Below are 25,240 nucleotides of genomic sequence, written 5' to 3'. Positions count from 1 at the left end.
GCGGTTGAGCTGCGAAACTTCGTCCGAACGGACGTAGCCGTTGCTTGGCCGGGTCCGGAAAATGGTCGGGTGTCTCCAGGCCGCCATCGCAACCGAACGAACATCCGCGCCGCCGGTGTCGCCGCAGCCGTCGGTGTGCTGTTCATTACCGCTGGCGGATACTTTGGCTACCGACAGCTAGCCTCGCCGGGTTGCTCCGGTCAAGTTGAGCTGGCGGTCGCGGTCGCGGTGGAGCTGGCGCCGGCGGTAGACGCCGCGGCGACCGAGTGGGAGAACGAGGGCGCCGCGGTTGACGGCAGCTGCGTTGAGGTAAGCGTGACCGCTTCCGAGCCGGTCGAGATAGCCGCCACCGTCGCGGCCAAACACGGTGCAACCCTGGCCGGGGTGGATCGGGCCAGCGGCGCCGCGGCAAGCCCAGATGTCTGGGTGCCTGACTCGTCGGCGTGGCTGTTCCGGCTGAAGAGCGGTGGCGCCACCGCGTTCGACCCAGGTAACGGAGCGTCAATCGCCCGCAGCCCGGTGGTTGTGGGAGTGCCGGAGCCGATCGCTTCCCAGCTCGGCTGGCCGGCGCAGGAGCTCACCTGGTCCGCGTTGGTCGGCCAGGTCAATAGCGCTGAGCCGCTCAAGGCCGGCACCGTGAATCCGACCCGGGATGCCGCCGGTCTCTCCGGGCTACTCGCGTTGAGCGCCGCCGCGGCGGCCGGGGAGGACGGCCAGGCGGCAACCGTCGGCGCGTTGCGTTCGTTGTCAGCCAGCAGCGCGAATCTGCGCCAGGAACTACTCGCACAGTTCCCCACCTCCACGGATTCCAGCACGTTGGCTGGCAGCCTCGGCGCGGCGGCGTTGTCTGAGGAGGATCTGCTCTCGTACAACGCCGGGAAGCCGGCGGTGCCGCTGGCCGCGCTCTATCCAACGCCCGCGGCGACACCGTTGGACTATCCGTACGCGGTGCTGCCGGGGGTCGGGTCGGCTAAGGCGTCGGCTGCCCAGATGCTCTTCGACGTGCTCACCGCGGCCAGCTTCAAGGATCGGTTGGCGCCGTTGTCGTTGCGGGCGCCGGATGGTACCTGGGGTGCCGGTTTCAGCGGGCCCACTGGGGCGCCGAGCGCGCCGGCCGATGGTGGCAACGCCATCGGCGCCCTGGATCCACTGGCGGTCGAGCGAGCGGTCTCCAGCTGGTCGATCGCCACCCAGTCCGGCCGGATGCTCTGTGTCATCGACGTCTCCGGCTCGATGCGGGAATCCGTGGCGAGCGCCAACGGCGCGAGCCGTCAGCAGGTCACTCTGGATGCCGCGGGACGTGGGCTACACCTCTTCGATGACAGCTGGCAGATCGGGCTCTGGGAGTTCTCGACCAATCTGGGCGGCGGACGGGACTACCGGCGGCTGGTCGAGATCGGCCCGCTGAGTAGTCAGCGGGGCGAGCTTGAGGCGGCGTTAACCCAGATCCAACCGACCCGGGGCGACACTGGTCTGTTTGACACGGTGCTCGCCGCATACGAGGCGGTTCAGGAGGACTGGGAACAGGGTCAGGTTAATTCGATCGTGCTCTTTACCGATGGCAAGAATGACGACGACAACGGTATCAGCCAGCAGCAACTGATCGCCGAACTGGAGCAGATCAAGGACCCGGAGCGGCCGGTGCAGGTGGTGCTGATCGGGATCGGCGCGGACGTTAGCAAGGAAGAGCTGGAGTCGATCACGAAAGTTACCGGTGGCGGCTCCTTCATCACCGAGGACCCGACCAAGATTGGCGACATCTTCCTGAAGGCCATCGCGCTGCGGGAGACGGATTCCTGACCCCAAGGCTCAACCTCGAAGTTGATGCGATGGGCCTGATTCGGCCCGGGGCGGCAGCTCGTGAAAAGTGACGGCAATACGTCGGAAAGAATCAGTGTCCATAATGCTCGGGCAGGATGGGCTTGTTCGGCAGGGACCGAGCCATCCTGGGCTCGGCTCCCCGAGCCGGTCCCCGGCCATGACTACCGGGGCGATGCGAGAGAGGGAGGGTCGGTGAACTCGGCGACGCTGCTGGCCCCCGGCCAGTCAACGGCGGACGGCCTGTCCCCGCCGGGAACGCGGGCAGCCCTACGGTCCTACCTCCGGGCCCTGTTGGTGTTCGACACCGTGGTGCTGAGCCTCGCCGTTCTCATCGGGTACCTCGCCGGCTTCGGCGCCGGCTCCCCCGGCGACGCCGAACTCCCCTACGTCGTGCTGGCGCCCGGCCTGGTGCTGGCGTGGCTCGTCTCGCTCAGAGCGTTTCGCTGTTACGACGATCGGGTCGTCGGCTATGGTGCCGACGAGTATCGGCGGGTGAGCGTGGCCAGCCTGCGCCTTGCCGGTGGGGTGGTGATCGCGGGTTGGATCCTGGATATCGGCATGCCCCGGGGCTTCCTCATTACCTCCTTCGCCGTCGGCACTGTCGGGCTGGAGGTGGTCCGCTTCGTTGCTCGCAAGAGACAGCATCGGTTCCGCGCCCGGGGCCGCGGTTGGTCCCGGAAGGTTCTCGTGGTCGGCGACACCGCGCACGTCCTGGAGTTGGTGCACACGCTGCGGCGCGAGCCGTACGCGGGCTACCAGGTAGTCGGGGCGTGTATCCCAGATGCGCTGCTCGCTCCGGTGCCGCAGCAGTTGGGGGACGTGCCTGTGGTGGGCTCGTTTCGGGGCATCCCCGCGGCTGCCACCGCTATCGGCGCCGACACCGTGGCGGTGACCGCCTCCGGCGAGCTGACTGCCACCCGACTGCGTCGGCTCGGCTGGCAGCTGGAGAGCACCGGAATTGATCTGGTGGTCGCGCCGGCACTAACCGATGTCGCGGGACCCCGAATCCACACCCGTCCGGTGGCCGGGCTGCCGCTGATCCACGTCGAGGCCCCGGAGTTCCGGGGCACCCGCAAACTGGTGAAAGGGCTGGTTGACCGGGCGTTCGCACTCTTCGCACTGGTCCTGCTGCTGCCATTGCTGGTCGTGATCGCGTTGACCGTGCTGGTCGACGACCGGGGGCCGGTGTTGTTTCGGCAGACCCGGGTCGGGCAGGGGGGCCGGGAGTTCGGGGTGTGGAAGTTCCGCACGATGGTGGTCAACGCCGACGCCCTGCTGGCGGAGTTGGCGGCGCGGAACGAGACCGATGGCCTGCTGTTCAAACTGCGGGATGACCCCCGGGTGACCCGGGTCGGTCGACTGCTGCGCAAGTGGTCACTGGACGAGCTGCCACAGCTGGTCAACGTCCTGTTCGGGCAGATGAGCCTGGTCGGCCCCCGCCCACCGCTGCCCTCAGAGGTCGCCCGGTACGACGGCGATGTCGCCCGCCGGCTGCTGGTCAAGCCGGGCATGACCGGACTCTGGCAGATCAGTGGCCGGTCTGACCTGAGCTGGGAGGATGGTGTCCGGCTCGACCTCTACTACGTGGAGAACTGGTCCCTCGCTGCCGACCTGACCATCCTGTGGAAGACCATTGGTGCGGTGTTGAATCGCCGCGGCGCCTACTAAAAGTGTTCCGATAGCCCGCTAGGAGTGTTTTGGGTGGCCCGCCCCTCGCGGCTCGAATGGTGTGCGTGGTGGGTTCGGTCTTGGTCTGGTAAACCAACCACAGAACATGGCGGACGACACCCCGGAGGCTGGCATGGCGCCCCGTCCCACCCCTGCCGACAAGTTCTCCTTCGGCCTCTGGACGGTGGGCTGGCAGGCCCGGGACCCGTTCGGCGACGCCACTCGACCGGCGCTGGACGCGGTCGAGGCGGTGCACCGTCTCGCTGAGCTGGGGGCGTACGGAATCACCTTTCACGACGACGATCTGATCCCCTTTGGAGCGGACGCTGCCACCCGCGACGCCCACCTCACCCGGTTTCGTCGGGCCCTCGACGAGAGCGGCCTGGTGGTCCCGATGGTCACCAGCAATCTCTTCACCCATCCCGTGTTCAAAGACGGCGGCTTCACCAGCAACGACCGGAATGTTCGGCGGTACGCGTTACGGAAGGTGCTGCATGCCGTGGATCTCGCCGCACAGTTGGGCGCGCGCACCTTCGTTCTGTGGGGCGGTCGGGAGGGCGCCGAGTACGACGTCGCTAAGGACGTCCGCGCCGCGCTGGACCGCTACCGCGAGGCGGTTGACCTGCTCTGCGAGTACGTCGTGGCGCAGGGGTACGAGCTGCGGTTCGCGATCGAGCCCAAGCCGAACGAGCCGCGCGGCGATATTCTGCTACCCACCGTCGGGCACGCGCTCGCCTTTATCGCCACCTTGGCTCGCCCGGAGTTGGTCGGTCTCAACCCGGAGGTCGGCCATGAGCAGATGGCCGGGCTCAACTTCGCCCACGGCATCGCGCAGGCGCTCTGGCAGGGCAAGCTGTTCCACGTCGACCTCAACGGCCAGCGTGGGGTCAAGTACGACCAGGACCTGGTCTTCGGCCATGGTGATCTGCTCAACGCCTTTGCCCTGGTCGACCTCCTTGAGAACGGCGGTCCGGGCGGTGGGCCAGCCTACGACGGTCCCCGGCACTTCGACTACAAGCCGTCTCGCACCGAGGACCGGGCCGGGGTGTGGGCCTCGGCCGAGGCGAACATGCGCAGCTACCTGCTCCTCAAGGAGCGGGCTGCGGCGTTCCGGGCAGACCCGGAGGTGACCGCGGCGCTGGCCATGAGCCGGGTGGGTGAGCTGGCAACGCCAACCCTCGCCCCCGGCGAGACCCATGCCGGGCTCCGCGCCGACCGCACTGCCTTCGAGGAGTACGACGTGGCCGCTGCCGGTGCCCGCGGCTACCACTTTGTTCGGCTCAACCAACTCGCCGTCGAGCATCTGCTCGGTGCGCGCTGAGGGCGGGCCGGGATGCCGCTCGTCGCAGGAGTCGACTCTTCGACCCAGTCCTGCAAGCTTGTCATTCGGGACGCGGAGAGTGGCGTCCTGGTTCGCCAGGGTCGGGCGTCGCACCCGGATGGCACCGAGGTCGACCCAGCGGCCTGGTGGTCCGCGCTCGGCGAGGCGGTGTCGGCCGCTGGCGGGCTCGCCGACGTCGCGGCGATCTCGGTCGCCGGGCAGCAGCACGGCATGGTCTGCCTCGACGATGCCGGCGCGGTGGTCCGCCCGGCGTTGCTCTGGAACGACACCCGCTCCGCCGGCGCCGCCGCCGAGTTGGTGGCCGAGGCGGGCGAGGGCGACACCGGGCGGCGCTTCTGGGCGGACGCGGTGGGCGTGGTGCCGGTCGCCAGCCTCACCGTCACCAAGCTGCGTTGGCTGGCCCGGCATGAGCCGCGCAACGCTGACCAGGTGGCCGCTGTCTGCCTGCCGCACGATTGGCTTACCTGGCGGCTCGCCGGCGCCCCCGGTCTGGCGGCGCTGAGCACGGACCGCAGCGACGCCAGCGGCACCGGCTACTGGTCCCCGGCCAGCGCAACGTACCGCCGAGACTTGGTCGAGCAGGCGTTCGGCCGGATGGTGACCGTGCCCCGGGTACTCGGTCCGGTGGAGTTGGCTGGCCGACTCGATCCGGCCGTGCTCGCGGGAGCCCCGGAACTGCCGGAGGTCTCGCTCGGCCCGGGGGCAGGTGACAACGCCGCCGCCGCGTTCGGGGTTGGCGCGGGCCCTGGCGACGTGGTCGTCTCGATCGGCACCTCCGGAACCGTGTGCGGCGTCGCGGAGCAGCCGACGGCGGACCCGACGGGTATCGTCGCCGGCTTCGCCGATATCACCGGTCGATATCTGCCGTTGGTCTGTACGCTCAACGCGGCCCGGGTGCTCGATGCCGCCGCCACGCTGCTCGGAGTCGGTCTCGCTGAGCTGGCTGACCTGGCGTTGTCCGCGCCACCCGGGGCGGACGGCCTGGTCCTGGTGCCTTACCTGGCGGGGGAGCGGACCCCGAACCGGCCGGACGCCAGCGGCGCGGTGCACGGGTTGACGCTGCGTACCGCCACCCCGGCGCATCTTGCCCGCGCGGCGGTCGAGGGGATGCTCTGCGCGCTCGCCGACGGCCTGGACGCCCTTGTCGCGCAGGGCGTCGCCGTCCGGCGGGTGATTCTGGTTGGTGGTGGTGCCCGCTCCGCCGCCGTACGACGGGTCGCTCCGCAGGTTTTCGGTGTTCCGGTGGTGGTGCCGCCCCCGGGCGAGTACGCCGCCGACGGCGCCGCCCGTCAGGCCGCCTGGGCTGCCCTGGGCGGAGTGCAGCCGCCGAGGTGGACCGTGGCCGGGTCGCGGACCTACGAGGCGGATCCGGTGCCGTCGATTCGGGCTCGGTACGCACAGGCCCGGGAGCGCGTCCTCGATCATGGGAGCGCACCGTCGCCACCCCGGTGACCGGACGGTGGGCCGGCCCTGGTTGGCTGCCGGTATGACCTTGGCCACCGGCGGTCCGGTGCGGGCGTGGGGTGGTAGCCCGGCGCACCGGTTCTACAGCGTCGTGGTGTTCGTGCTGCTCGCCTCCCTGGACAATGTGGCGATCGGCCTGGTGCCTCCGTTGTACGGCTCGATCGCCGACGCGCTCGATGTGTCGCGGCGCCTACTCGGTCTGGTCACCGCGACCAACTTCCTGGTCAGCGCGGTGGCAGCGGTGGGCTGGGCCTACGTCGGGGACCGCACCAACCGTAAGCCGCTGCTCATGGTCGGCACGCTGATCTGGGCGTTCGGCACCGGTGGCAGCGCGGTGGCGGGCAGCTATCCGGCCTTTCTGGCCGCCCAGGTGGTCGGTGCGGTGGGGCTCGGTGCCGTTGGCTCGGTCGGCTTCTCGGTGGTCACCGATTTGATCTCACCCCGCCGGCGGGGTCTGGTGATGAGCTTCTGGGGGCTGTCCCAGGGGGTCGGCACGTTGGCCGGCACCCTGGTGGGCGGCCTGCTCGGGGCGGCGGACTGGCGACGTCCGTTCCTGGTGCTCACCGTCGTGGGGCTCGGTGCCACCGCGGCCTACCTGTTTACCTTCGACATCCAGCGTGGTCAGAGCGAACCGGAGCTGGCCGACCGGTTGGCCGGTGGTGCCGAGTACGACCACCGGATCAGCCGGGCCGACCTGCCGCGGATCCTGGGCCGGCGGACGAATCGCTGGCTGATCCTGCAGGGGCTCACCGCGCAGGCCGCGTTCGGCTCGCTGGTCTGGCTGCCGGTGCTCTTCGCCGAACGGGCCGAGGCGCAGGGCTACTCGGCCGCGACGGCGGTCGTGGTGGGCAGCGTCTTCGCCACCCTGTTCCAGCTCGGCGGGATCTTCTCCATCGTAGGCGGGTTGGTCGGCGATGCGGTGCAGCGCCGTACTCCGTCCGGCCGGGCGATGGTCGCCGCGGTCGGGATCCTCGCGGCGCTGCCGTTCTATCTGGTGCTCTTCTTCGTGCCGATTCGCATTGACGTGCCCGATGGGGCCGGATCGGGCACCATCGTCCGGGCGGTGCTGGCGAGTGTGCTGACCGAGCCGACGGTCGGGCTGAGTCTGCTCACGGCGTTGCTGGCGCTCGCCCTGACCTCGGCCAACTCGCCGAACTGGTTCGCCTTGATCGCCGATGTCAACCCGCCGGAGCATCGCGGCACTGTGTACAGTCTCGGCAACCTGGTCAATGGGGTCGGTCGGGCGACCGGGAACGGGCTGGTCGGGGTGGTGTTCCATGGGCTGCGGGCGGCCTTCCCACCGCCGTTGAACTACGCGGTCGGGCTCGCCGCGTTCCAGCTGTTCTTCGTGCCCACCGGGGTTATGTACTGGCTCGCCGCTCGCAGCTCCCCACGGGACATCGCCGCGGTGCGGGTCCTGCTTCGCACCCGCGCCAAGCGGATGCGGTACGGGCGGGGTTCATCCCTTGACGCTGCCGGCGAGTAGCCCGCGGACGAAGTAGCGCTGCAACGACAGGAAGACGAGCAGCGGCACGACGATCGCGACGAACGCGCCGGAGGTGAGGCGTTGCCACTCGTTGCCCCGGGTTCCGGCCAGCTCGGCGAGGCGGACGGTGAGCGGAGCGGTTTCGTCCCCGCCGCCTGCGAAGATCAATGCGACGAGCAGGTCGTTCCAGACCCAGAGGAACTGGAAGATGCCGTACGCGGCCAGCGCGGGGGTGATCAGCGGCAGCACGATCGTACGGAAGATCTTCGGGTGGGTGGCACCGTCGACCCGGGCTGCTTCCATCAGGTCCCGTGGCAGCTGGGACACGAAGTTGTGCAGCAGAAAGACGCCCAGGGGCAGCGCGAAGCAGGTGTGGGCGAACCAGACCTGGATGAAGCGTTGCTCGTCGTCGAGGTTCCAGGCGGGCAGCAGCTCGATGCCGCCGACACTGATGCCCTGAGAGAAGAAGCTGAGCAGTGGGACCAGGGCCATCTGTAGCGGGACGATCTGCAACGCGAAGATTCCGATGTAGATCCAGTCCCGCCCTCGGAAATTGATCCACGCCAGCGCGTACGCGGCCAGCGCCGCGAAGGCCAACGGGAACAGCACCGACGGCAGCGTGATGACGATTGAGTTGAGGAAGTAGCTCGCCAACTGGCCGGCCGACGAGGAGCGGCCGAAGAGTACCTGCTCGTAGTTCTCCAGCGTCAGCTGTGGGTCAGCGAAAAACGTCCACCAGCCGGTCGTCTTGATCTGGTCCTCGGGTCGGAAGGACGAGACGAGGAGCCCGAAGGTCGGGATGGTCCAGACGATCGCGATCACGATCGACGCGGCGGTGGCCCAGCGGGTGTTGAGCCGCCGGCGGACGCGGCCGGCGATGGTCGCCGGTGCGTCGGTTCCGGCCCGCGTCGGGGTGGTTGTGGTCACGGGGTCATACCTCCCGCTGCCGGCGCAGGCTGCGTACCTGGTAGATGACGATGGGAATGACCAGGATGAACAGGACGACGGCGAGGGCTGACCCCTGGCCGGTCTGCCCGTAGCGGAACGCCTGGTTGTACATCTCGGTCGCGATCACATTGGTGTTGAAGTTGCCGTTCGTCATCGTGCGGACGATGTCGAAGAGCTTCAGCGTGGCGATGGAGATGGTCACCACCACCACGACCAGGGCGGGCCGGATGCCCGGCAGGGTGATCCGCCAGAACTGCTGCCAGGCGTTCACGCCGTCGATGCGCGCAGCCTCGATCATGTCGGTGGGGATGGCCTTGATGGCGGCCGAGAGCACCACCATGGCGAAACCGGCCTGGATCCAGATCATCACCACGATCAGCAGCAGGGTGTTCAGCGGTGGGTTCGCCAGCCACTGCTGGGGCTCGCCACCGAGCCACACCCAGATCTGGTTCAGTAGGCCGATCTGGTCTGCCCCCGCGGGCCGGAACGCGTAGACGAACTTCCAGATGATGCCGGCGCCGACGAAGGAGATCGCCATCGGTAGGAAGATCAGTGACTTGGCCAGGGCCTCCAGGCGGGCGCGGTCAACCAGCACCGCGTAGATCAGGCCGACTGAGGTGGCCAGCAGCGGCACCAGCAGTACCCAGAGGGCGGTGTTCCACAGAATGTCGACGATCTCGGGTCGGTCGACCATCCAGCTGTAGTTGCGCAGCCCCACCCATTCCGTGCTGTCGCCGTTTTTGAGCGACAGCACGAGGGTGCGGATTGCGGGGATGACCAGCCCGATGCCGAGCATCAGGACCGTGGGTAGCAGAAAGAAGAGGGCGAACAGGCCCTCCCGGGAGCGGCGTCGGCCCGGCTCGAGCGGTGTCCCGGCGGCGACGGCCGCGGTGAGCCGGGCCTGCCGACGGCGAGCGAGCTGGGCGGGGATGACGTCGAGTAGCAGCAGGAGGCCACCGACCACCGCCACGAAGGCGACCACCCCATAGAGCAACATGGCGAGTTTTGGTGCCTCGTCGGCGAAGTCGAAGTTCATCCGCCCTCCGGGGACGCGTGGGCTGGCGGTGGCCCGGCTGTGGGGCCGGGCCACCGGGGCGGGTCGCTCAGTTGGGCCAGGAACTCTCGATGGCGGCCAGGGCCGCTGCGGTGTCCTTGCCGCTGATCCAGGACACCATTTCCTTCCAGAACGTTCCGGCGCCGACGGCGGCGGGCATCAGGTCGGAGCCGTCAAAGCGGAAGACCGTCTGCTCGTCCTGAAGGAGCTCGACCGAGAGCCGGTCGATTGGGTTGGTCACGTTCGAGAGGTCGAGCTTCGTGTTCGCCGACACCCAGTTGCCCAGCTTGGCCCGGCTGTTGGCGTACTCACCGGAGGCGAGGTACGTCTGCACCGCCTGGACCTCCGGGCGGTCGTCGAAGGCGACGGTGAACTCGCCGCCCCCCAACACCGGCTTGCCCTTCGCTGGGTCGATGGGCGGGAAGTAGAACGCGAAGATGTCGCCGTTCTCGGCGACCCGGCTCTCCTCGGGCCACTGGTTGGCGTAGAACGACGCCTGTCGGTGCAGGGCGCACTCGTCCTGCAGGATCGGCAGCCCGCCCTCCTGGAACGAGGTGGTGGCGATGCTCTTCACTCCGCCGTAACCGCCATTGACGTACTTGTCGTTTCGCAGGATGGTGCCGGCGCGATCGACAGCGTCCACGACGCGCGGATCGTTGAAGGGGATGGCGTGGGTGGTCCACTGGTCGTAGACCTCGGGCGTCTGCGTCCGCAGCAGCACGTCCTCGATCCAGTCGGTGGCCGGCCAGCCGGTGGCGTCACCGGACTCGATGCCGACGCACCACGGCGTGATGCCGTCGGCGGCGGCCCGGTCACTGAGTTTGATCAGATCGTCCCAGCTGGTCGGCACTGACCAGCCCTGCTCCTGGAACATCTTCGGCGAGTACCAGACGAACGACTTGACGTTCGAGCCCAGCGGAGCGCCGTAGAACTCACCGTTGACGGTGCTGTATTGCAGCCAGTCGGCGGCGTAGTTCTCCTCGGCCATCGCCTTGGTCTCGGCCGACGCCGGCTTGAGCTTGCCGGCCTGCGCGAAGCGGTTCAGCAGGCCCGGCTGTGGAATGAAGGCGATGTCTGGGGCGTTGCCGCCGTCCACCCGGACCTGGAGCTGGGCCTCGAATTCGCCGCTGCCCTCGTAGTCGATCTCGATGCCGGTGCAGTCGGCGAACTGCTCCCAGGACTGTGCGAGTAGGTCCGCCTCGGCATCGCGGATGGACGCGTAGACGGAGACCTCGGTGCCGCCGTTGCCCTGGTACTGCTCGTACACCGCGCATTCCGGCGAGTCGGCGCTGAGGTTGTCGCCGTCGTCGCTACCGCAGGCGGTGGCGCCGATGGCCAGGCCGAGCACGCCAGCTATTACGAAGGCTTGGCGTGGTCTGGCGAAGACCGCCATGCCGTCCTCCTTCCTGGCCGGCGCGGGTCGGTGCGACAGACCTGGCGCCGGTCTGATGGGCGTGCTCCACACAAAAGCGTTTGCAGCTGGTGTGGTCTACCCCGAAGACGACACGAGCGGATAACGATCTGAAAACGTCGATACGGCCGCCTAGTTGATCAGGCATTGAGCCGCCAGATGGCCAGGTTGAGCAGGGCGGCGTAGGAGACCCAGGCCCAGTACGGCAGCAGCAGAATCGCGGCGACCCGGGAAATCCGGGAGGAGAGCAGGAGAGTCCCGCCGATCGCCGACCACAACAGAACAATGTCGGCGAAGGCCAGCCCGTACTGACCGGCTCCGAAGAAGAGGGGGCTCCACACCGCGTTGAGCACCAGCTGCGCCCCCCACGCCCAGAACGCGGCACCGAAGCCGCCACGTCGCCAGATCAGCCAGCCAGAGACCGCGATCATCGCGTAGAGCACCGTCCAGACCGGGCCGAACACTTCCGCCGGGGGAGCCCAGGCAGGCTGCTCGAGGCCGACGTAGTCGGCGCTGCTGTCACGGGCCCCCACCCCGCCGAGCGCAGCAGCGCCGCCGACGGCCGCGCCGAAGCCCAGCAGGGCCAACCATCGGCGTCGGCCACCGGCCCCCTCGGAGTTCCGCACGCTCTGGTACACCCGGGAGTGTCGTTCCATCCGTCAGCTGAGAACGTTGACCCCGCCTGGTCCGACCAGCAGGCCGCCGATGATGAGGACGATTCCCCACAGGATCCGCTGCCGGAACAGGGCGAGAATGCCGGCCGCCACCAGGACGACCGAGATGAACCAGAGAATCAGCTCCACGCCGGTCGGTTACCCAAGCTGCCCATCCGGGAAACCTCGCCCGGTTCGAGGTGCTCACCCAGGTGAAAGACGCTGTACGCCTGCTTGATTACCGGGTGTGCCACGTTACGCACCCGCACTCCTCCGGGTGTGGTGCCGCGTTCGGTCCCGTGATGAGCATGTCCGTGTAGGGCGAGCGTGGTGGGGGCTGAGTCGATCGCCTGGCCAAGTTGGTAGCAGCCGAGGAAGGCATAGATCTCCGGTGGCTCGCCGGCGAGCGTGTCGGGCACCGGGGAGTAGTGGGTCAGCGCCACCAGCAGGTCGCAGTCGAGGGAATGGAGGGCGGCCTTGAGCGCGTCCGCGCTCTCGGTGCTGGCTCCCACGAACGCCTTCATCTCCGGTTCGCCGAAGTCGGCGGCGCAGCGCCCGGCGAAGCCACCTCCGAATCCCTTCACCCCGGCGATGCCGAGCCGGCTGCCCGCGCAGTCCAACACCGTCCCGTTGCCCTCCAGCACGGTGATTCCCGCATCCTCCAGCACCCCCACCACCTGCGGTACCTCATCGCACTGGTAGTCGTGGTTGCCGAGTACGGTCACCACCGGCACCCCCAGGCCACCGAACTCGCGTGCCACACACTGCGCCTCGGCCTCGGTGCCGTGGCGGGTCAGATCACCGGCGAGCAGCAGCACGTCTGCGTGGTTCGGCAACTCCTCAAGGGCCGGCCGGAAGCGGCCGACCACGTCCTCGTCCAAATGCACGTCGCCCACAGCGGCGATTCGGATCACCATCGGGCCTCCCTCAGGGCAGTTGTTCGATTTCCGTGGGCGGCTGCGCACGGACCACCCCGATGTCGCTGGTGACCGCCAGCTCCGGGAAGTGCTCGGCGACCCGCCGAAGAATCTCGTCCCGGCGCTGTGCGCTCTCCACCTCGCCGTGCAACACCAGGCCGAGTTCCCGGCGGACCACGGTGATGCCCTGCTCGGCGACCTTGGGGTCCTCGGCGAGGAGCCGGTGAATCTCGGCAGCCACGTACTCGTCGGTCTTTCGTCGTGTGTCAACGTCGCGGTGCTCGGTCACGGTGTCCCCTCTCGTTCCGGGGTGCCGGCGTACGCCACCACCTCAAGCCGGTCCAGCAGCACCAGGAACGCCTCGGCGTACGGCGAGTGGCGCGTGTCCCGGCATACCCGTTCCCAGTCGATCTGCTCGCGTAGCGAGCGAGCCAGGGGCAGACCCCGGGCGAAGTCGCAGTAGTGCTGCGAGAAGCTGAGCAGCTTGTGCATCATCAGCTGGGTCGCCGAGAGCACCGGCATGTGGATCGCGTCCACCGGCCGGACGATGGTCTCGACGAAGGTCTTGTCCGTCACCGGGGTTTCGACGGGTCGGTGGATCAGGTCCACCACGCGGTCGTCGTCGAAGACCTTGACCAGCCAGTCCTCGGGCGGGCGCTCGGCGAGGAAGCCGGCCGCGACCAGGGCACTCAGGGCCTGGTCAACGTCTGCCTCCCGGATCAGGAAGTCGACGTCGTGTTCACTGGAGTGGCCGCCGTGCGCGTAGACCGCGAAGCTACCGCCGAGCGCGAAGGGGATGTCTTCCTGCTTGAGCACGGCGGCAACCTTCTTCAGCGTGTGCACCAGGGTCTCGGCCCCGCGCTCGGCCATCTGGCTCTCCGTTCCTGGTGGTCGGGCGGAAGTGTCAGGTCGGTACCCGGCATCGTGGTCCCCCACACCTGGCACAGCGTGCGGGAAGAGCGTCAACCACTACCAAAGGTGGTGGATCGGCCGAATGAGCGGAAGCGTGGGTCGGATAGCGTGTGCAGGGTGGCCGATTCCAAGGGGGCGCGAAGCGGCAGGGCTCGACTGCGCCGCGGTAGGGCCAGGCTGCGCCGCGGTAGGGCCAGACTGCGGGCCGTCGCCCTGATCGGCATCGACGGTTCAGGTAAGACGACGCAGGCTCACCGGCTGGCCGCTGCGCTGACCGAGACTGGGCTCCCCGCCACCTACCATCGCAACGCCGGTGGCCGGCGTTTCCTCAGCCGGATGGCACGGCGGCTGGGTCGGCGGGACGCGCAGCGGCTGCTCGGGCGGGCCGGCCTCTTGGTCGCAGAGTCCGTTCTGCGCTGGCTCGCCATCGCCGCCGCCCTGCTGGGGCGCCGGCTGACCGGCCGGGTCGCGGTGATGGACCGCTACTCCGCCTGCCAGTACGCGAGCATTCGGGCGCACGGCGGTCACCGGTGGGAGCGGTTGGCCCGGCTCGGCTACCGGCTCTTTCCCCGGCCGCAGGTAACGTTCCTGCTCGCCGTTGACCCGGCTGAGGCGTACCGGCGGATCGAGCGGCGCGGCACTGACCACGAGAGCATGCGATACCTGATTGCGGCGGATCGCGCGTACCGGAGCCTGCCAGAGCACTCCACCTTTGTGCTGGTGGACGCGGACCGTTCGGCGGACGAAGTGAGCCGACAGATCTGGGAGCACCTGCACGATTGGTTGGGCGGGGCGCCGGAGTCGGCGGAAAAGTCGGCCCGGGTTTCGGTGTATTGATCGGCAAGACTGGTGGGGTGGTCGCCGGCTGGCCCGGCCTGGAAGCTACCCACGGATTGTTCACCCTGGCCTGGGGTATCACCATGGGTGTGGATGAACCGACCGGGCCGCCGTGGCATGTCCCGGCGTGACCAGGATCGCAGCTCGGTGGTGACCCGGGTCGCTGTGCCCTTGGTCGGGGTGGTGTTGCCATTGTCCTGGGCCTGCGGCCGTCGATCCAGCTAACGGACGTGGTGCTCAGCTCAGGGCCGCTACCTGAGGTGCTGACAGCAAATATGGATCGTGCTCTCAGCTAATTATCAGGCATTCGTGACACGTTCGACTCACGATATGGAATCCCTGACGCGTCTCAACTGTTGTTCAGGTGTCAGCGCCGATGAGCAGCAGCGAAAGGTACGGGGAGGGAGCTGGCGGACGTGGGGATGGCAAGGAACCGGGCAACCGGCGCGAGCGAGGGGACCGTGGGCAACGTGGACAAGAATATCGGCATGCGGACCGACGAGGTTGCCGAGGAGCGCGACCTGGTCGGCGTCTACCTTCACGAGATTTCCCGGACGCCGTTGCTGGATGCCGCCACGGAGGTTGATCTTTCCAAGGCGATCGAGGCCGGCCTCTACGCCGAGCATCTGCTCGACGAGGACCGCGTCCCGGCCGGCGTTGAGAGTTCGGAGCTCCAACGGCTGGTCGCAGAGGGGGTGCGGGCCAAGGATCTGTTCATCCGGGCCAACCTGCGACTAGTCGTGTCGATCGCCCGGCGGTATGTCCGTTCCGGGATGCCCATGCTGGATCTGATCCAGGAGGGCAACACCGGTCTGGTCCGGGCGGTGGAGAAGTTCGATTACGAGCGTGGCTTCAAGTTCTCTACCTATGCGACCTGGTGGATCCGCCAGGCGATCAGCCGGGCGATTGCCCAACAGGAGCGCACCGTACGGCTGCCGGTGCACCTGGTGGAGGATGTCAACCGGATGCGGAACGTGGCCCGGCAGCTCACCCGTGAGCTCGGCAGCGACCCGGAGCCGGAGCAGATCGCGACGGCGCTCGGCGTCACCGTCGAGCGGGTGAACGAGCTGGTTCGCTGGTCGCAGGACACCGTGTCGTTGGATACCCCGGTCGGTGACGATGGCGACACCAACCTCGGCGACCTGGTCGCCGACAGCGACGCGCCGTCACCGGAGGAGATCGTCCTCACCGGCCTGGAGCGGCAGCGCATCGAGGGTCTTCTTAGCCACCTCGACGACCGTTCGGCGGGCATCATGCGTGCGCGGTACGGACTCGAGGATGGCCGGGAGCACTCGTTGACCGAGGTGGCTTCCCGCTTTTCGCTGTCGCGGGAGCGGATCCGGCAGCTAGAGATTCAGGCGCTCGGCCGGCTGCGCGAGCTGGCCCGCGCCGAGGGGCTTCAGGCAGCAGCCTGAGCGCACCGGGCCGGCGTCCCTTGGGACGCCGGCCCGGTGCAACTCGGGGCGGGGTTGGTCAGCGGACCCGGCCATACCCCACGATCGGCATGATGTGCATGTCGCGTTTGACCACGTTGCGGCCCGCGGTGGGGGCGTCGATGATCTGACCATTGCCCACATAGAGGGCGACATGCCCGAGCCTGCGATAGAAGACCAGGTCGCCGGGGCGTAGGTCGCGGCGGTTGATGTGCGCCACCACCTTCCACTGCCGGCGGGTGCTGTGCGGGAGCGACTTTCCGGCCGCTCGCCACGCCGCCGAGGTCAGGCCTGAGCAGTCGTAACCGGCGCCGCCGTCCCCGCCCCACCGGTAGGGCTTGCCCAGCGCCCCGTACGCGTACCGCACCGCCACCCCGGCCGCGCCGGAGACCGATGGTGCCGCTCGGGCATGGTCCGCGCCGGCCGTGGCGGGTTCGGTTGCCCGGCCGTACGCCTGCCGGCGCAGCTCGTACAGCTCGGCCAGGTCGCGCTCGATTCGCTTACGGGTGCTGGCCAGCTTCTGGGCCTGCGCTGCCGCCTTCTCCACCGCGGCCTCCAGCCGGGTCCGCTGCGCGAGGAGCTGACGCTGGTCGTTGGCGAAGGCGGTGATGCGTTTCTGCCGTTCCTGGGCGAGTCGGTCAGCGGTGGTGAGCCGGTTGAGTATGGTCGTGGCGTCGTCCGGGCTCAGTAGCGCGGTGGCGGTGCCGAGTTCACCGGTCTTGTACGCGGCCACCGCCAGCTGGTTGACCTCAGCCCGGCTCTGCGCGACCTGCTGCTCGAGCGGACCCAGCCGGGCGGTTAACCGGGTCAGGGTGGCTTTGTTCGCCTTGAGGTCTTCGGCGAGGGCGTTGTGCGCCTCCACGACCTGTTCCAGCTCCGCGGAGGCTTTCTCGATCCGCCGGGTTAGCTCGGCGGGAGAGGGCTCGGCCTGGGCGGGCGCGACCGGTGCGACCGGTGCGACCAGCGTGGCCGAGATTGTCGCGATGGCGAGAGCGGGAAGTCGTTTTCGGATGGACGGCAAGTGCGACGGCTCCTTCTCCCCACCAGCCACCGGGTAGGGGCCCAGGCCCCAGCGGCGCCGGACCCGCGCCCTCCGGATGAAGAGCGTGTGAGCGGGCCAACCGGGACAAGGTAACCCGGGGCAGAAGTGACCCGCAGGGGAAATGGAGGCGATTGTTGCCGAATGGAAGTAAGTGAACTTTTATCGGGCGGGGGCGTTGGTCGCCGGCTCCGGGGCTGCGGCCTGCCCGGTCACCCACCCGCTCACCCGCCGTTCGGCGAAGAAAGAGACGAACGGAACCGTTCCCGCCAACATCACCAAGATCATGCGCGACAACGGCCAGCCGGCTCGCCGGGACAGATCGAAGGCAGTCACCAGATAGACCATGTAGAGGAAGCCGTGGGCCTGGCCCACCGTCTCCACCACGATCGGGTAGTCGAAGCCGTATTTGAGCGGCATTCCGATCACCATGAGTAGGATCAGCACCACGCCGACGATCCAGGCGATCACGCGGTACCGGGTCAGGGCTGCGCCCACCGTCGTCCGTCCTTCCGACCCGGCCTAGCCGGGGTAGTCGCCGGGCCGAGCACCCGGATTGTCGGTCAACCACCGCAGGTAGCGGTTGTAGGCGGTGAGCTCCGGATCGTCACTGTCCGGCTTGGTGGCCGCCGTGCGGCTGACCCGGATGGGCCGGCGCACCGCCAGCTGGGTTGGCTCGGCGGTCGCGGACGACCCGGTGGTCCCCGCCGCTGGGCTCGGTGTCTCGGGCCCGCGAAGCTCCTGGCGGATCTCCCGCCACCAGACGAAGACGACGAAGCCGGCGAAAACCGGCCACTCCACGGCGTATCCCCAGCTGATCGGATTGCCGCCGGCCGCGCGGCTGAGCTGCCACCAGCCAAGCCCGAGGAAGCCCACGACGAGCACGACCATGGCCACGTGACGCACGATCCACGCCGGGGTCCAGAGCCGCTTCATGGCCTCGAGGGTACCGGGGGCAGTGGCGCGTTCCGACAGCCGTGTCCTGGCGGCGGGCTGGTTTGCCGGGACCTCGGGTGGGCATCCGGCCAGACGCCAGCCCAGAACAGTGAAGGGGGCGATGATGACCGGATCCGTGCGGCGGGATGAGCACCCGAGCCCGGAGCAGCGGATGCCCGAATGGGATGGAGATCACCTGCACGACCGGGCCTCCGACACTGCGGGCTCCGACGGCGAGGTGCTCGGCATCGATCCTGCCGAACTCGGCGATGCCGACCTGATCCGCGAGTTGCACAGCCTGCACCGAACGCGGCTGGACACCCTGCGGCACGCCGCCGACGCGGCGCTCGCCACCCACCTGCGCCGGACCGCCGAGCTCGAGACCGAGTACCTCGCCCGGCACCCGGGGCGGGAGGTCGACCCGAGCCGACTGCGGGAGCCGTGATGGCGTCGGCAGAGCGGGGCATTTCGGCACCCCCGGAGGTCGTGTTCAACACGGCAATTGATCCGAACCGGATGTCGGCGTGGCTCCCCGAGCCGCTTCGCGCCGACGGCCGGCCGGCTACTGACATCCGGCCGGCGGAGCTGACGGCCCGCTGGCGGGCCACCGGGGACTGGACCGCCGAGATCCGGGTTGACCCAGCCGACGCCGGTGGGGCGTGGATCCGGCTCGACCTGACTGGTGGCACCGCCGAGCGGCTGGTGGACGAGGCGTTGGAAGACCTCGCCCAAGCAGTGGTCGACAACCTGCAGGCGGGCTGAGTGAGCGCAACCGCCGGGCCGAGGCTCAGCGACCGATCAAGGGAGACCGGTGACCGAGTTGAAGGCGAAAGTGACCCGTCTGCGTCGGGCCTACGCGCCACACGAGTACCGACCGCTCGGCGGCTATCTCGTGGCGATGGGCGCCTACGTCGGGGTGACGGCCACGATCGCTGGGCTGGTGAAGGCGACTCGGCGGCCGGTACCGGAGCGGCCCGCGACGGCCGACGTGGTCCTGCTGGCCATCGCGACCTACAAGCTCAGCCGGCTGCTCTCCAAGAAGGCGGTGACCAGTCCGCTGCGGGCCCCGTTCACCCGCTACGCCCGGCCGATCGGCAGCGGCGAGGTGATGGAGGAGGTGCGCGACTCGGGCAGCTCCACCCGGCACGCCGTCGGTGAGCTGCTCAGTTGCCCATTCTGCCTAGCCGTCTGGGTAGCTACCGGGCTCACCGGTGGGCTGGTGCTGGCGCCGCGGCTGACTCGTCTCGTCGCCACCGCTCTCACCGCGATGACGGCGTCGGACTTCATCCAGCTGGCGCACGCGATGGCGCAGCGGGCGGCCGAGCGGAGCGAGGATTAGGCAGCCGGCCGAGCAGGACATCCATCGCGGGCGGGGCCGGGCAGCCCGGCCCCGCCCACGATCACACTCAGCTCTCGTCGCCCGACCAACCTCGGGGAGACTCCTCCTCCCGCTCGTCGGCGTCCGCGCCGGTGATGATGTCCCGATCGACTGCCGTGACATCGTGTTCCCGGGCGAAGTCCGGATCCGGCAGCGTGTCCCGGCCCTCCGGTGGCTGGCCGAGAGCCGCGAGCTGTTCGTGCTGCTCCGAGCGCCGATGGGCGGGCTGGGACATGTCACTCTCCTTCGCGTCGGATCACCGAGCTGCGTACCCGCCCCGGCATCGTCGGGCCTGCGGACCGGCTCGTCGGAGGAGGTCCGTTTAGGTGGCTGACCCGCCCAGCAGGTCGGCCGCCTCGTCCACGGAGTACTCCCCCTCGGGCAGCCCGCCGATGCGGGTGAGTAGCCCCGCCGGCATCTGGGCGGCGACCGCCCGCCGGTAGATGTCGCCCTGACTGATCCGTTCCTGGCCTCGGTATAGATCCTCGAGTAGGTCGTCGAGACGGCGCAGGTTCGACTCGGTCTCGGGCACCGCGGTTACGGGTGGGTTGTCGGTCACGGCGCCCAACTACCCGCGGCCGTACCCCGTAAACCACCCGTCCCGCGATCAGACCGGGGTGACGGCCGGAGCCCGACGGCGGGTGCGCACGGCGGCCGCCAAGTCGGTCAGGACCTCCTCCGTGGTGTCCCAGCCGATGCAGGCATCGGTGATCGACTGCCCGTACGTCAGCTCGCGGGTCGGGTCCAGGTCCTGCCGACCCGGGAGCAGGAAGCTCTCCAGCATGACGCCGACAATGCCGTGCTGGCCGCCGGCGAGTTGGGCGGCCACGTCGGCGGCGACGAGCGGCTGGTTACGGTGGTCCTTGCCGCTGTTGGCGTGGCTGGCGTCGATGACCAGCCGTTCGGGAAGCCCGGCGGCGCGCAGCAGCGCCAGCGCGTCGTTCACCGACTCGGCGTCGTAGTTCGGCTGGTTACCGCCGCCGCGGAGCACCAGGTGGCCGTCGGTGTTGCCGCGGGTGTGCATGATCGCCGGGGTGCCGGAGGCGTCGATGCCGGGGAAGACGTGCGGCACGCCGGCCGCCCGGATGGCGTCCACCGCGGTGGAGATGCTGCCGTCGGGACGGTTCTTCATTCCGATCGGCATGGACAGGCCGGAGGCGAGCTGGCGGTGTACCTGGCTCTCCACCGTCCGGGCGCCGATCGCGCCCCAGGCCACTGTGTCGGCGATGTACTGCGGCGTGATGGGGTCCAGGAACTCGCAGCCGACCGGAAGACCCAGGCGCAGCACGTCGATCAGGAGCGCCCGGGCCCGGCGCAGGCCCGTGTTCACATCACCGGAACCGTCCAGCCCGGGGTCGTTGATGAGTCCCTTCCAACCGACGGTCGAACGCGGCTTCTCGAAGTAGACCCGCATCACCACGAGTAGGTCGTCGGCGAGCCGATCGGCGAGCTCGCGCAGTCGGTGCGCGTAGGCGAGGGCGGCGACCGGGTCATGCACCGAACAAGGGCCGACCACTACCAGGAGGCGGTCGTCGGTGCGGTCCAACACTCGGCCGACGGCCCGTCTGCCAGTAAGTACGGCCGAGGTGAGCGGATTGTCCAGGGGGAGCTCGTGGTGTAGCAGGGCCGGGGTGGTCAGCGGCACTACGCGGTCGATCCGCTGGTCGCTGATCCGGTTCGTCTCGGAGGTGGTCACGGTGGGCATCCCTTCGCCGACCGTGCCCGGGGCCGGTGCCCGGGAGAGCCGGCTGCTCGTACGCAAAAAGGCAGGAGCGGAAGCTCCTGCCTTGCCGGCTCGTGCGGGTGACGTCAGCTCACGATGAGGTCACCGGCGGGAGAGCCGGCTGCCTAAACCATCGATACGAGCGTGTCATGTCAGTGAGTCTACCCGACTTGACGGCAATGGCCACTCGCCCGTTCGGAAAAGCTCATCTGATTTTTACCAGCTTCGATGGCGATATCGATAGGTTTGTGGCGGCAACGACCGACCACTCCCTGTCCCGGAGGTTTCGATGGATCGTCGTACTCTGCTTCGCGCTGGCGTCGCCGGTGGCGCCGCGGCCTTCTCCGGCAGCCTCTGGGCTGGTGCCGCGCTGGCCGACCCCGCCCAGCCTGGCGAGAGCCCCTACGGCCCCCTGCAGTCAGCCGACGCCTTGGGTATCCAGCTACCCGTGGGATTCACCAGTCGGATCGTGGCCCGGTCCCGGCAGGCCGTCACCGGCACCGCATACGCCTGGCATGACGCGCCCGACGGCGGCGCCTGCTTCGCCGCCGGTGCCGGCTGGATCTACGTCTCGAACTCGGAGATCACTCCGGGTGGCGGTGCGTCGGCGATCCGGTTCAACGCCGACGGCAGCATCGCCTCGGCCTACCAGATCCTGTCGGGCACACGGCAGAACTGCGCGGGTGGCGCTACGCCGTGGGAGACGTGGCTCTCCTGCGAGGAGGTCAGCCGAGGCTACGTCTACGAGACCTACCCGACCGGTGGTGCGAACGCTCTACGGCGGGACGCGATGGGTCTGTTCAAGCACGAGGCCGCCGCCTGCGATCCAAGCCGTCAGGTGATCTACCTCACCGAGGATGAGAGGGACGGTTGTCTCTACCGGTTCCGGCCGACGACCTGGGGTGACCTCTCGGCCGGCACCCTGGAGGTGCTGGTGGCTGGCACCGCCACCAGCGGCCCGGTGTCCTGGGCCCCAGTGCCCGACCCGGACGGCTCGCCGACGTACACCCGGGACCAGGTCTCCGGGGCGAAGCGGTTCAACGGCGGGGAGGGCTGCTGGTACGCCGACGGGACCTGTTGGTTCACCACGAAGGGGGACAACCGGGTCTGGGCGTACGACGCGGTCAACGAGCGCATCGACCTGGCGTACGACGACTCGTTGGTCTCCGGCACCGCACCGCTGACCGGGGTGGACAACATCACCGGCACTCCCGGCGGTGACCTCTACGTCGCCGAGGATGGCGGCAACATGGAGATCAACATCATTACCCCGGACGAGGTCGTCGCTCCGTTCCTGCGGATCACCGGTCAGTCCCGGTCGGAGATCTGCGGCCCGGCGTTCTCCCCCGACGGCACCCGGTTCTACTTCTCGTCTCAGCGCGGCACCTCCGGATCGTCCTCCGGCGGCATCACCTACGAGGTACGCGGCCCGTTCCGCTGAGCGAGTCGGCGGGGCCCGTGGCTGAGTCAGCGCGTCGGGCCCCGTCTCGGGGTGTGCCGTCCGTGTGTTGGGCCCGGTCCCGCGGCGCGCGGTCCGCGCGCCGCGGAGATCGGATAGCGTCCTCCCATGCCCGACAGCGGTTTTCCCTGGCCCATCGAGACGACCCGACTGGATAACGGCCTGCGCGTGGTGGTGAGTGAGGACCGCACCGCCCCAGCCGTGGCCGTCAACCTCTGGTACGACATCGGCTCCCGGCATGAGCCGGAGGGGCAGACCGGCTTCGCCCACCTCTTCGAGCACCTGATGTTCGAGGGTTCGACAAACGTGGCGAAGACCGAGCACATGAAGCTGGTCCAGGGGTGTGGTGGGTCCCTCAACGCCACCACCAACCCGGACCGCACCAACTACTTCGAGACGGTCCCCGCCGAGCACCTGGAGCTGACCCTCTGGCTTGAGGCCGACCGGATGGGCGGGTTGGTGCCGGCGTTGACCCAGGAGACGCTGGACAACCAGCGGGACGTGGTTAAGAACGAGCGACGGCAGCGCTACGAGAACGTCCCGTACGGCGACGCGTGGCTGCGGCTGTTGCCGCTGCTCTACCCGCCCGGCCACCCGTACCATCACGCCACGATCGGCTCGATGGCCGACCTGAACGCCGCCGACCTCCCCACCTTCCAGGCGTTCCATACCGCGTACTACGCGCCGAACAACGCTGTTCTCACGGTCGTCGGCGACACCTCCGCCGCCGAGGTCTTCGCCTTGGCCGAGAAGTACTTCGGTGCGATCCCACCCCGACCGGAGATCCCGGCCGCGCCGGACGGCCAGCACGTTCCCGGCGCCGGCGTGGCGACGACGGAGACGGTCGTCACCGAGGTTCCCGCGCCCCGGGTGTACGTCGCGCACCGTACCCACCCGTTCGGCACTGCCGGCTACGACGTGACCAGTGTGCTCGCCACCGTCCTCGGCAGCGGGCGGGGCAGCCGGCTCTACCAACGGCTCGCCGACGGGGAGCGGATCGCGCAGCCGGACCTGGTCGGGGCGTACGGGGTGGACCTGGCATACGCCCCGGCTCCGTTGATCGCCACCGCCACCGCCCGCCCCGGGGTGCCGGCCGAGCGGTTGGCCGCCGGGTTGGGCGAGGTCGTGGACGAGTTGGCCACGGTGCCGGTTACCGCCGCGGAACTGGACCGAGCCAAGGCCCTGCTCAGCACCGCCTGGTGGCGGCAAATGTCGACCGTGGAGGGTCGGGCCGACACCCTCGGCCGGTACGCGACACAGTTCGGCGACCCGCGCCGAGCGGCCGAGCGGCTGCCGGCGTGGCTGGCGGTGACCGCCGACCAGATCGCGGCGGTGGCCGCCGAGGTGCTCGCCCCCGCCGACCGGGTGACCCTGACCTACCTGCCCGAGGAGAGCTCATGACGCTGATCAGCACCCGGCCCGGTCCGGGGGCCGCCCGACCGTACCGGTTTCCGCAGGTGGTCCGCCGCGGTGTCGCGGGTGGGCAACTGGTCGCCGCGCACCTGCCGGGGCAGTCGCTGGCGGTGGCGCTGTTGCTGCTCGATGCCGGTGCTGGCCGTGAACCACAGGGGCGGGAGGGGCTGGGCACGGTGCTCGCCAAGGCCCTGGAAGAGGGGACTGCGCAGCGGGACGCGACCGCGTACGCGCTGGCCATCGAGGCGCTCGGCACCGAGTTGGTGGCCGGCCTGGACTGGGATTCCTTCCAGGTGAGCGTGCAGGTGCCGGTGGATCGGCTGCCCGCCGCCGTGGAGCTGTTGGCCGAGGCGGTGCGTACGCCGCGGCTGGAACCGGACGATGTCCGGCGGGTTCGCGATGATGAGGCGACCGCCCAGCGCATGGATTGGGCGAATCCGGGCCCGCGGGCCGATGCGGCGCTACGGGCTGACCTGTTCGGCGCCGAGAACCGCTGGGGCCGGCCACTGTACGGAGATCCGGAGACGGTGGCCGCGCTGGAGGTCGAGGACGTCCGCATCTTCCACTCGGAGTGGTTCCTTCGGCCGGGCACTCTGATCGTCGTCGGGGACCTGGAGCGACTCGACCTGGACGCGCTCGCGGCAACGGCGTTCGCCGGCACCGGTGGCGGCGCGGTGGACCGGGGTGGCCCGGTCGAGGTCACTCCGCGCGACAGCAGCAAGATCATTTTGGTGGATCGGCCGGGCTCGGTGCAGTCGACGCTGCGGCTCGGGCATCCGTCGCCGCACCGCGCACACCCCGACCACGTGCCGATGCGGCTCGCCGGCACCGTTCTCGGTGGCGCCTTCACCTCCCGGCTCAACCACCTGATCCGTGAGGTGCGGGGCTACACGTATGGGATCCGGGGCGACTTCGTGTCGTCTCGTCGGTTCGGGCGGTTCGCGGTCAGCTCCGGCGTGCAGACCGCGGTGACCGCGCCCGCGCTGGTCGAGGCGGTCGGCGAGATCACCCGTACCCAGCAGACCGGGGTGACCGAGCCGGAGCTGGCGGTGGCCCGCTCCTGGCTGGCCGGTCAGCTCTCGGTCGAGTTGCAGACGCCGCGGGCGATCGCCGCGGCGCTGACCACGCTGGTCGTTCACGACCTGCCAGACGACTACCATGCCCGGCTGCGTGCGGCGCTGCTCGCTGCTGAGGTCGAGGAGGTCTCGGCGGCCGCCGCCGCGCACCTGCACCCGGAGGGCTTGACGTTGGTAGTCGAGGGGGACGCCAACCTGATCCGGGCCGAGCTGGCAGCGACCGAGCTGGGGGAGGTCGTTACCAGCACTCGCTGACCGGCCGCCGCCCGG

Annotated in this window: 27 protein-coding genes; 13 read left to right on the top strand and 14 right to left on the bottom strand. The window is 69.2% G+C overall.

Going from position 1 to position 25,240, the window contains the following annotated elements:
* The first annotated feature begins 69 nt into the window (after positions 1 to 69).
* From B116_RS0114410 to B116_RS0114390, 5 genes are all read left to right on the top strand, one after another.
* Entirely contained in the window at positions 70 to 1,800 is a 1,731-nt protein-coding gene (locus B116_RS0114410; RefSeq protein WP_027660477.1) for a substrate-binding domain-containing protein, read from the top strand.
* Positions 1,801 to 2,013: 213 nt separating this feature from the next.
* On the top strand, positions 2,014 to 3,489 hold the full coding sequence (locus tag B116_RS0114405; RefSeq protein WP_018720368.1) for a sugar transferase: 1,476 nt from the start codon (positions 2,014 to 2,016) through the stop codon (positions 3,487 to 3,489).
* 133 nt (positions 3,490 to 3,622) lie between these two features.
* On the top strand, positions 3,623 to 4,810 hold the full coding sequence (gene xylA, locus B116_RS0114400; protein ID WP_027660476.1) for a xylose isomerase: 1,188 nt from the start codon (positions 3,623 to 3,625) through the stop codon (positions 4,808 to 4,810).
* Positions 4,811 to 4,822: 12 nt separating this feature from the next.
* On the top strand, positions 4,823 to 6,283 hold the full coding sequence (xylB, locus tag B116_RS0114395; RefSeq protein ID WP_027660475.1) for a xylulokinase: 1,461 nt from the start codon (positions 4,823 to 4,825) through the stop codon (positions 6,281 to 6,283).
* A gap of 34 nt (positions 6,284 to 6,317) precedes the next feature.
* Positions 6,318 to 7,781: an MFS transporter gene (locus B116_RS0114390; RefSeq protein WP_027660474.1), complete on the top strand. Its 1,464-nt coding sequence runs from the start codon at positions 6,318 to 6,320 to the stop codon at positions 7,779 to 7,781.
* Here B116_RS0114390 and B116_RS0114385 read toward each other — a convergent pair.
* From B116_RS0114385 to B116_RS0114350, 8 genes are all read right to left on the bottom strand, one after another.
* Entirely contained in the window at positions 7,755 to 8,708 is a 954-nt protein-coding gene (locus B116_RS0114385; RefSeq protein WP_018720364.1) for a carbohydrate ABC transporter permease, read from the bottom strand. The genes B116_RS0114390 and B116_RS0114385 overlap by 27 nt on opposite strands.
* A gap of 4 nt (positions 8,709 to 8,712) precedes the next feature.
* Entirely contained in the window at positions 8,713 to 9,765 is a 1,053-nt protein-coding gene (locus B116_RS0114380; RefSeq protein WP_018720363.1) for a carbohydrate ABC transporter permease, read from the bottom strand.
* Positions 9,766 to 9,832: 67 nt separating this feature from the next.
* A complete protein-coding gene (locus B116_RS0114375) occupies positions 9,833 to 11,176 on the bottom strand; it encodes an ABC transporter substrate-binding protein (protein ID WP_027660473.1) in 1,344 nt (447 codons plus the stop codon).
* Positions 11,177 to 11,334: 158 nt separating this feature from the next.
* On the bottom strand, positions 11,335 to 11,850 hold the full coding sequence (locus B116_RS0114370) for a TspO/MBR family protein (protein ID WP_027660472.1): 516 nt from the start codon (positions 11,848 to 11,850) through the stop codon (positions 11,335 to 11,337).
* 3 nt (positions 11,851 to 11,853) lie between these two features.
* Complete coding sequence (locus tag B116_RS27840) at positions 11,854 to 11,997, bottom strand: GPGG-motif small membrane protein (protein ID WP_018720360.1); 144 nt, start codon at positions 11,995 to 11,997, stop codon at positions 11,854 to 11,856.
* A complete protein-coding gene (locus B116_RS0114360; protein WP_018720359.1) occupies positions 11,988 to 12,764 on the bottom strand; it encodes a metallophosphoesterase family protein in 777 nt (258 codons plus the stop codon). The genes B116_RS27840 and B116_RS0114360 overlap by 10 nt, the downstream gene beginning before the upstream one ends.
* Positions 12,765 to 12,774: 10 nt before the next feature.
* Positions 12,775 to 13,053 (bottom strand): hypothetical protein, encoded by a 279-nt coding sequence (locus B116_RS0114355; protein WP_018720358.1) that lies wholly within the window; start codon positions 13,051 to 13,053, stop codon positions 12,775 to 12,777.
* Positions 13,050 to 13,634 carry a nucleotidyltransferase family protein gene (locus tag B116_RS0114350; RefSeq protein WP_018720357.1) on the bottom strand — a complete coding sequence of 195 codons (585 nt, stop codon included), beginning with the start codon at positions 13,632 to 13,634 and terminating at the stop codon, positions 13,050 to 13,052. The genes B116_RS0114355 and B116_RS0114350 overlap by 4 nt, the downstream gene beginning before the upstream one ends.
* Before the next feature lie 159 nt (positions 13,635 to 13,793).
* Between B116_RS0114350 and B116_RS0114345 the strand changes: the two genes are divergently transcribed.
* Together B116_RS0114345 and B116_RS0114335 are read left to right on the top strand one after the other, a co-directional pair.
* Complete coding sequence (locus B116_RS0114345; protein WP_397540749.1) at positions 13,794 to 14,513, top strand: dTMP kinase; 720 nt, start codon at positions 13,794 to 13,796, stop codon at positions 14,511 to 14,513.
* A 422-nt stretch (positions 14,514 to 14,935) separates the two neighbouring features.
* A complete protein-coding gene (locus tag B116_RS0114335; RefSeq protein WP_026321375.1) occupies positions 14,936 to 15,928 on the top strand; it encodes a sigma-70 family RNA polymerase sigma factor in 993 nt (330 codons plus the stop codon).
* Positions 15,929 to 15,986: 58 nt separating this feature from the next.
* Here B116_RS0114335 and B116_RS0114330 read toward each other — a convergent pair whose 3' ends face one another.
* From B116_RS0114330 to B116_RS0114320, 3 genes are all read right to left on the bottom strand, one after another.
* Positions 15,987 to 16,967 carry a C40 family peptidase gene (locus tag B116_RS0114330; protein WP_027660470.1) on the bottom strand — a complete coding sequence of 327 codons (981 nt, stop codon included), beginning with the start codon at positions 16,965 to 16,967 and terminating at the stop codon, positions 15,987 to 15,989.
* Positions 16,968 to 17,147: 180 nt separating this feature from the next.
* The gene (locus B116_RS0114325) at positions 17,148 to 17,483 is read right to left on the bottom strand and encodes a DUF3817 domain-containing protein (protein WP_027660469.1); all 336 of its coding nucleotides are present in this window, start codon (positions 17,481 to 17,483) and stop codon (positions 17,148 to 17,150) included.
* 24 nt (positions 17,484 to 17,507) lie between these two features.
* Positions 17,508 to 17,921 carry a hypothetical protein gene (locus B116_RS0114320; RefSeq protein WP_027660468.1) on the bottom strand — a complete coding sequence of 138 codons (414 nt, stop codon included), beginning with the start codon at positions 17,919 to 17,921 and terminating at the stop codon, positions 17,508 to 17,510.
* Between the two features lie 121 nt (positions 17,922 to 18,042).
* Here B116_RS0114320 and B116_RS0114315 point away from each other — a divergent pair, with 121 nt between their 5' ends.
* The 3 genes from B116_RS0114315 to B116_RS0114305 are packed head-to-tail and all read left to right on the top strand — an operon-like array spanning position 18,043 to position 19,260.
* On the top strand, positions 18,043 to 18,366 hold the full coding sequence (locus B116_RS0114315) for a DUF6158 family protein (protein ID WP_018720350.1): 324 nt from the start codon (positions 18,043 to 18,045) through the stop codon (positions 18,364 to 18,366).
* Positions 18,366 to 18,683, top strand: a complete 318-nt coding sequence (locus tag B116_RS0114310; RefSeq protein ID WP_018720349.1) for a hypothetical protein — start codon at positions 18,366 to 18,368, stop codon at positions 18,681 to 18,683. The genes B116_RS0114315 and B116_RS0114310 overlap by 1 nt, the downstream gene beginning before the upstream one ends.
* Positions 18,684 to 18,732: 49 nt before the next feature.
* On the top strand, positions 18,733 to 19,260 hold the full coding sequence (locus B116_RS0114305; RefSeq protein ID WP_027660467.1) for a DUF1360 domain-containing protein: 528 nt from the start codon (positions 18,733 to 18,735) through the stop codon (positions 19,258 to 19,260).
* 67 nt (positions 19,261 to 19,327) lie between these two features.
* Here B116_RS0114305 and B116_RS0114300 read toward each other — a convergent pair whose 3' ends face one another.
* From B116_RS0114300 to B116_RS0114290, 3 genes are all read right to left on the bottom strand, one after another.
* Positions 19,328 to 19,534, bottom strand: coding sequence for a hypothetical protein (locus B116_RS0114300; RefSeq protein WP_018720347.1), 207 nt, complete (start codon positions 19,532 to 19,534; stop codon positions 19,328 to 19,330).
* An 87-nt stretch (positions 19,535 to 19,621) separates the two neighbouring features.
* Entirely contained in the window at positions 19,622 to 19,867 is a 246-nt protein-coding gene (locus B116_RS0114295) for a hypothetical protein (protein WP_188116029.1), read from the bottom strand.
* Positions 19,868 to 19,906: 39 nt separating this feature from the next.
* Positions 19,907 to 21,004, bottom strand: coding sequence for a 3-deoxy-7-phosphoheptulonate synthase (locus tag B116_RS0114290; protein WP_027660465.1), 1,098 nt, complete (start codon positions 21,002 to 21,004; stop codon positions 19,907 to 19,909).
* Between the two features lie 307 nt (positions 21,005 to 21,311).
* Here B116_RS0114290 and B116_RS0114285 point away from each other — a divergent pair, with 307 nt between their 5' ends.
* The 3 genes from B116_RS0114285 to B116_RS0114275 all read left to right on the top strand — a co-directional run bounded on the left by B116_RS0114285 (position 21,312) and on the right by B116_RS0114275 (position 25,225).
* Entirely contained in the window at positions 21,312 to 22,463 is a 1,152-nt protein-coding gene (locus B116_RS0114285; protein WP_027660464.1) for an alkaline phosphatase PhoX, read from the top strand.
* Positions 22,464 to 22,589: 126 nt separating this feature from the next.
* Entirely contained in the window at positions 22,590 to 23,882 is a 1,293-nt protein-coding gene (locus tag B116_RS0114280) for a M16 family metallopeptidase (RefSeq protein WP_018720343.1), read from the top strand.
* Positions 23,879 to 25,225, top strand: coding sequence for a M16 family metallopeptidase (locus tag B116_RS0114275; RefSeq protein ID WP_018720342.1), 1,347 nt, complete (start codon positions 23,879 to 23,881; stop codon positions 25,223 to 25,225). Before B116_RS0114280 ends, B116_RS0114275 begins: the two co-directional genes overlap by 4 nt.
* Positions 25,226 to 25,240: the final 15 nt, after the last annotated feature.

It is taken from the genome of Salinispora fenicalii, from assembly GCF_000514815.1.
GTDB classification, from domain to species: domain Bacteria; phylum Actinomycetota; class Actinomycetes; order Mycobacteriales; family Micromonosporaceae; genus Micromonospora; species Micromonospora fenicalii.
The sequence above is the reverse complement of the archived record's forward strand: the minus strand, read 5'-3'. Positions and strand labels throughout refer to the sequence as shown.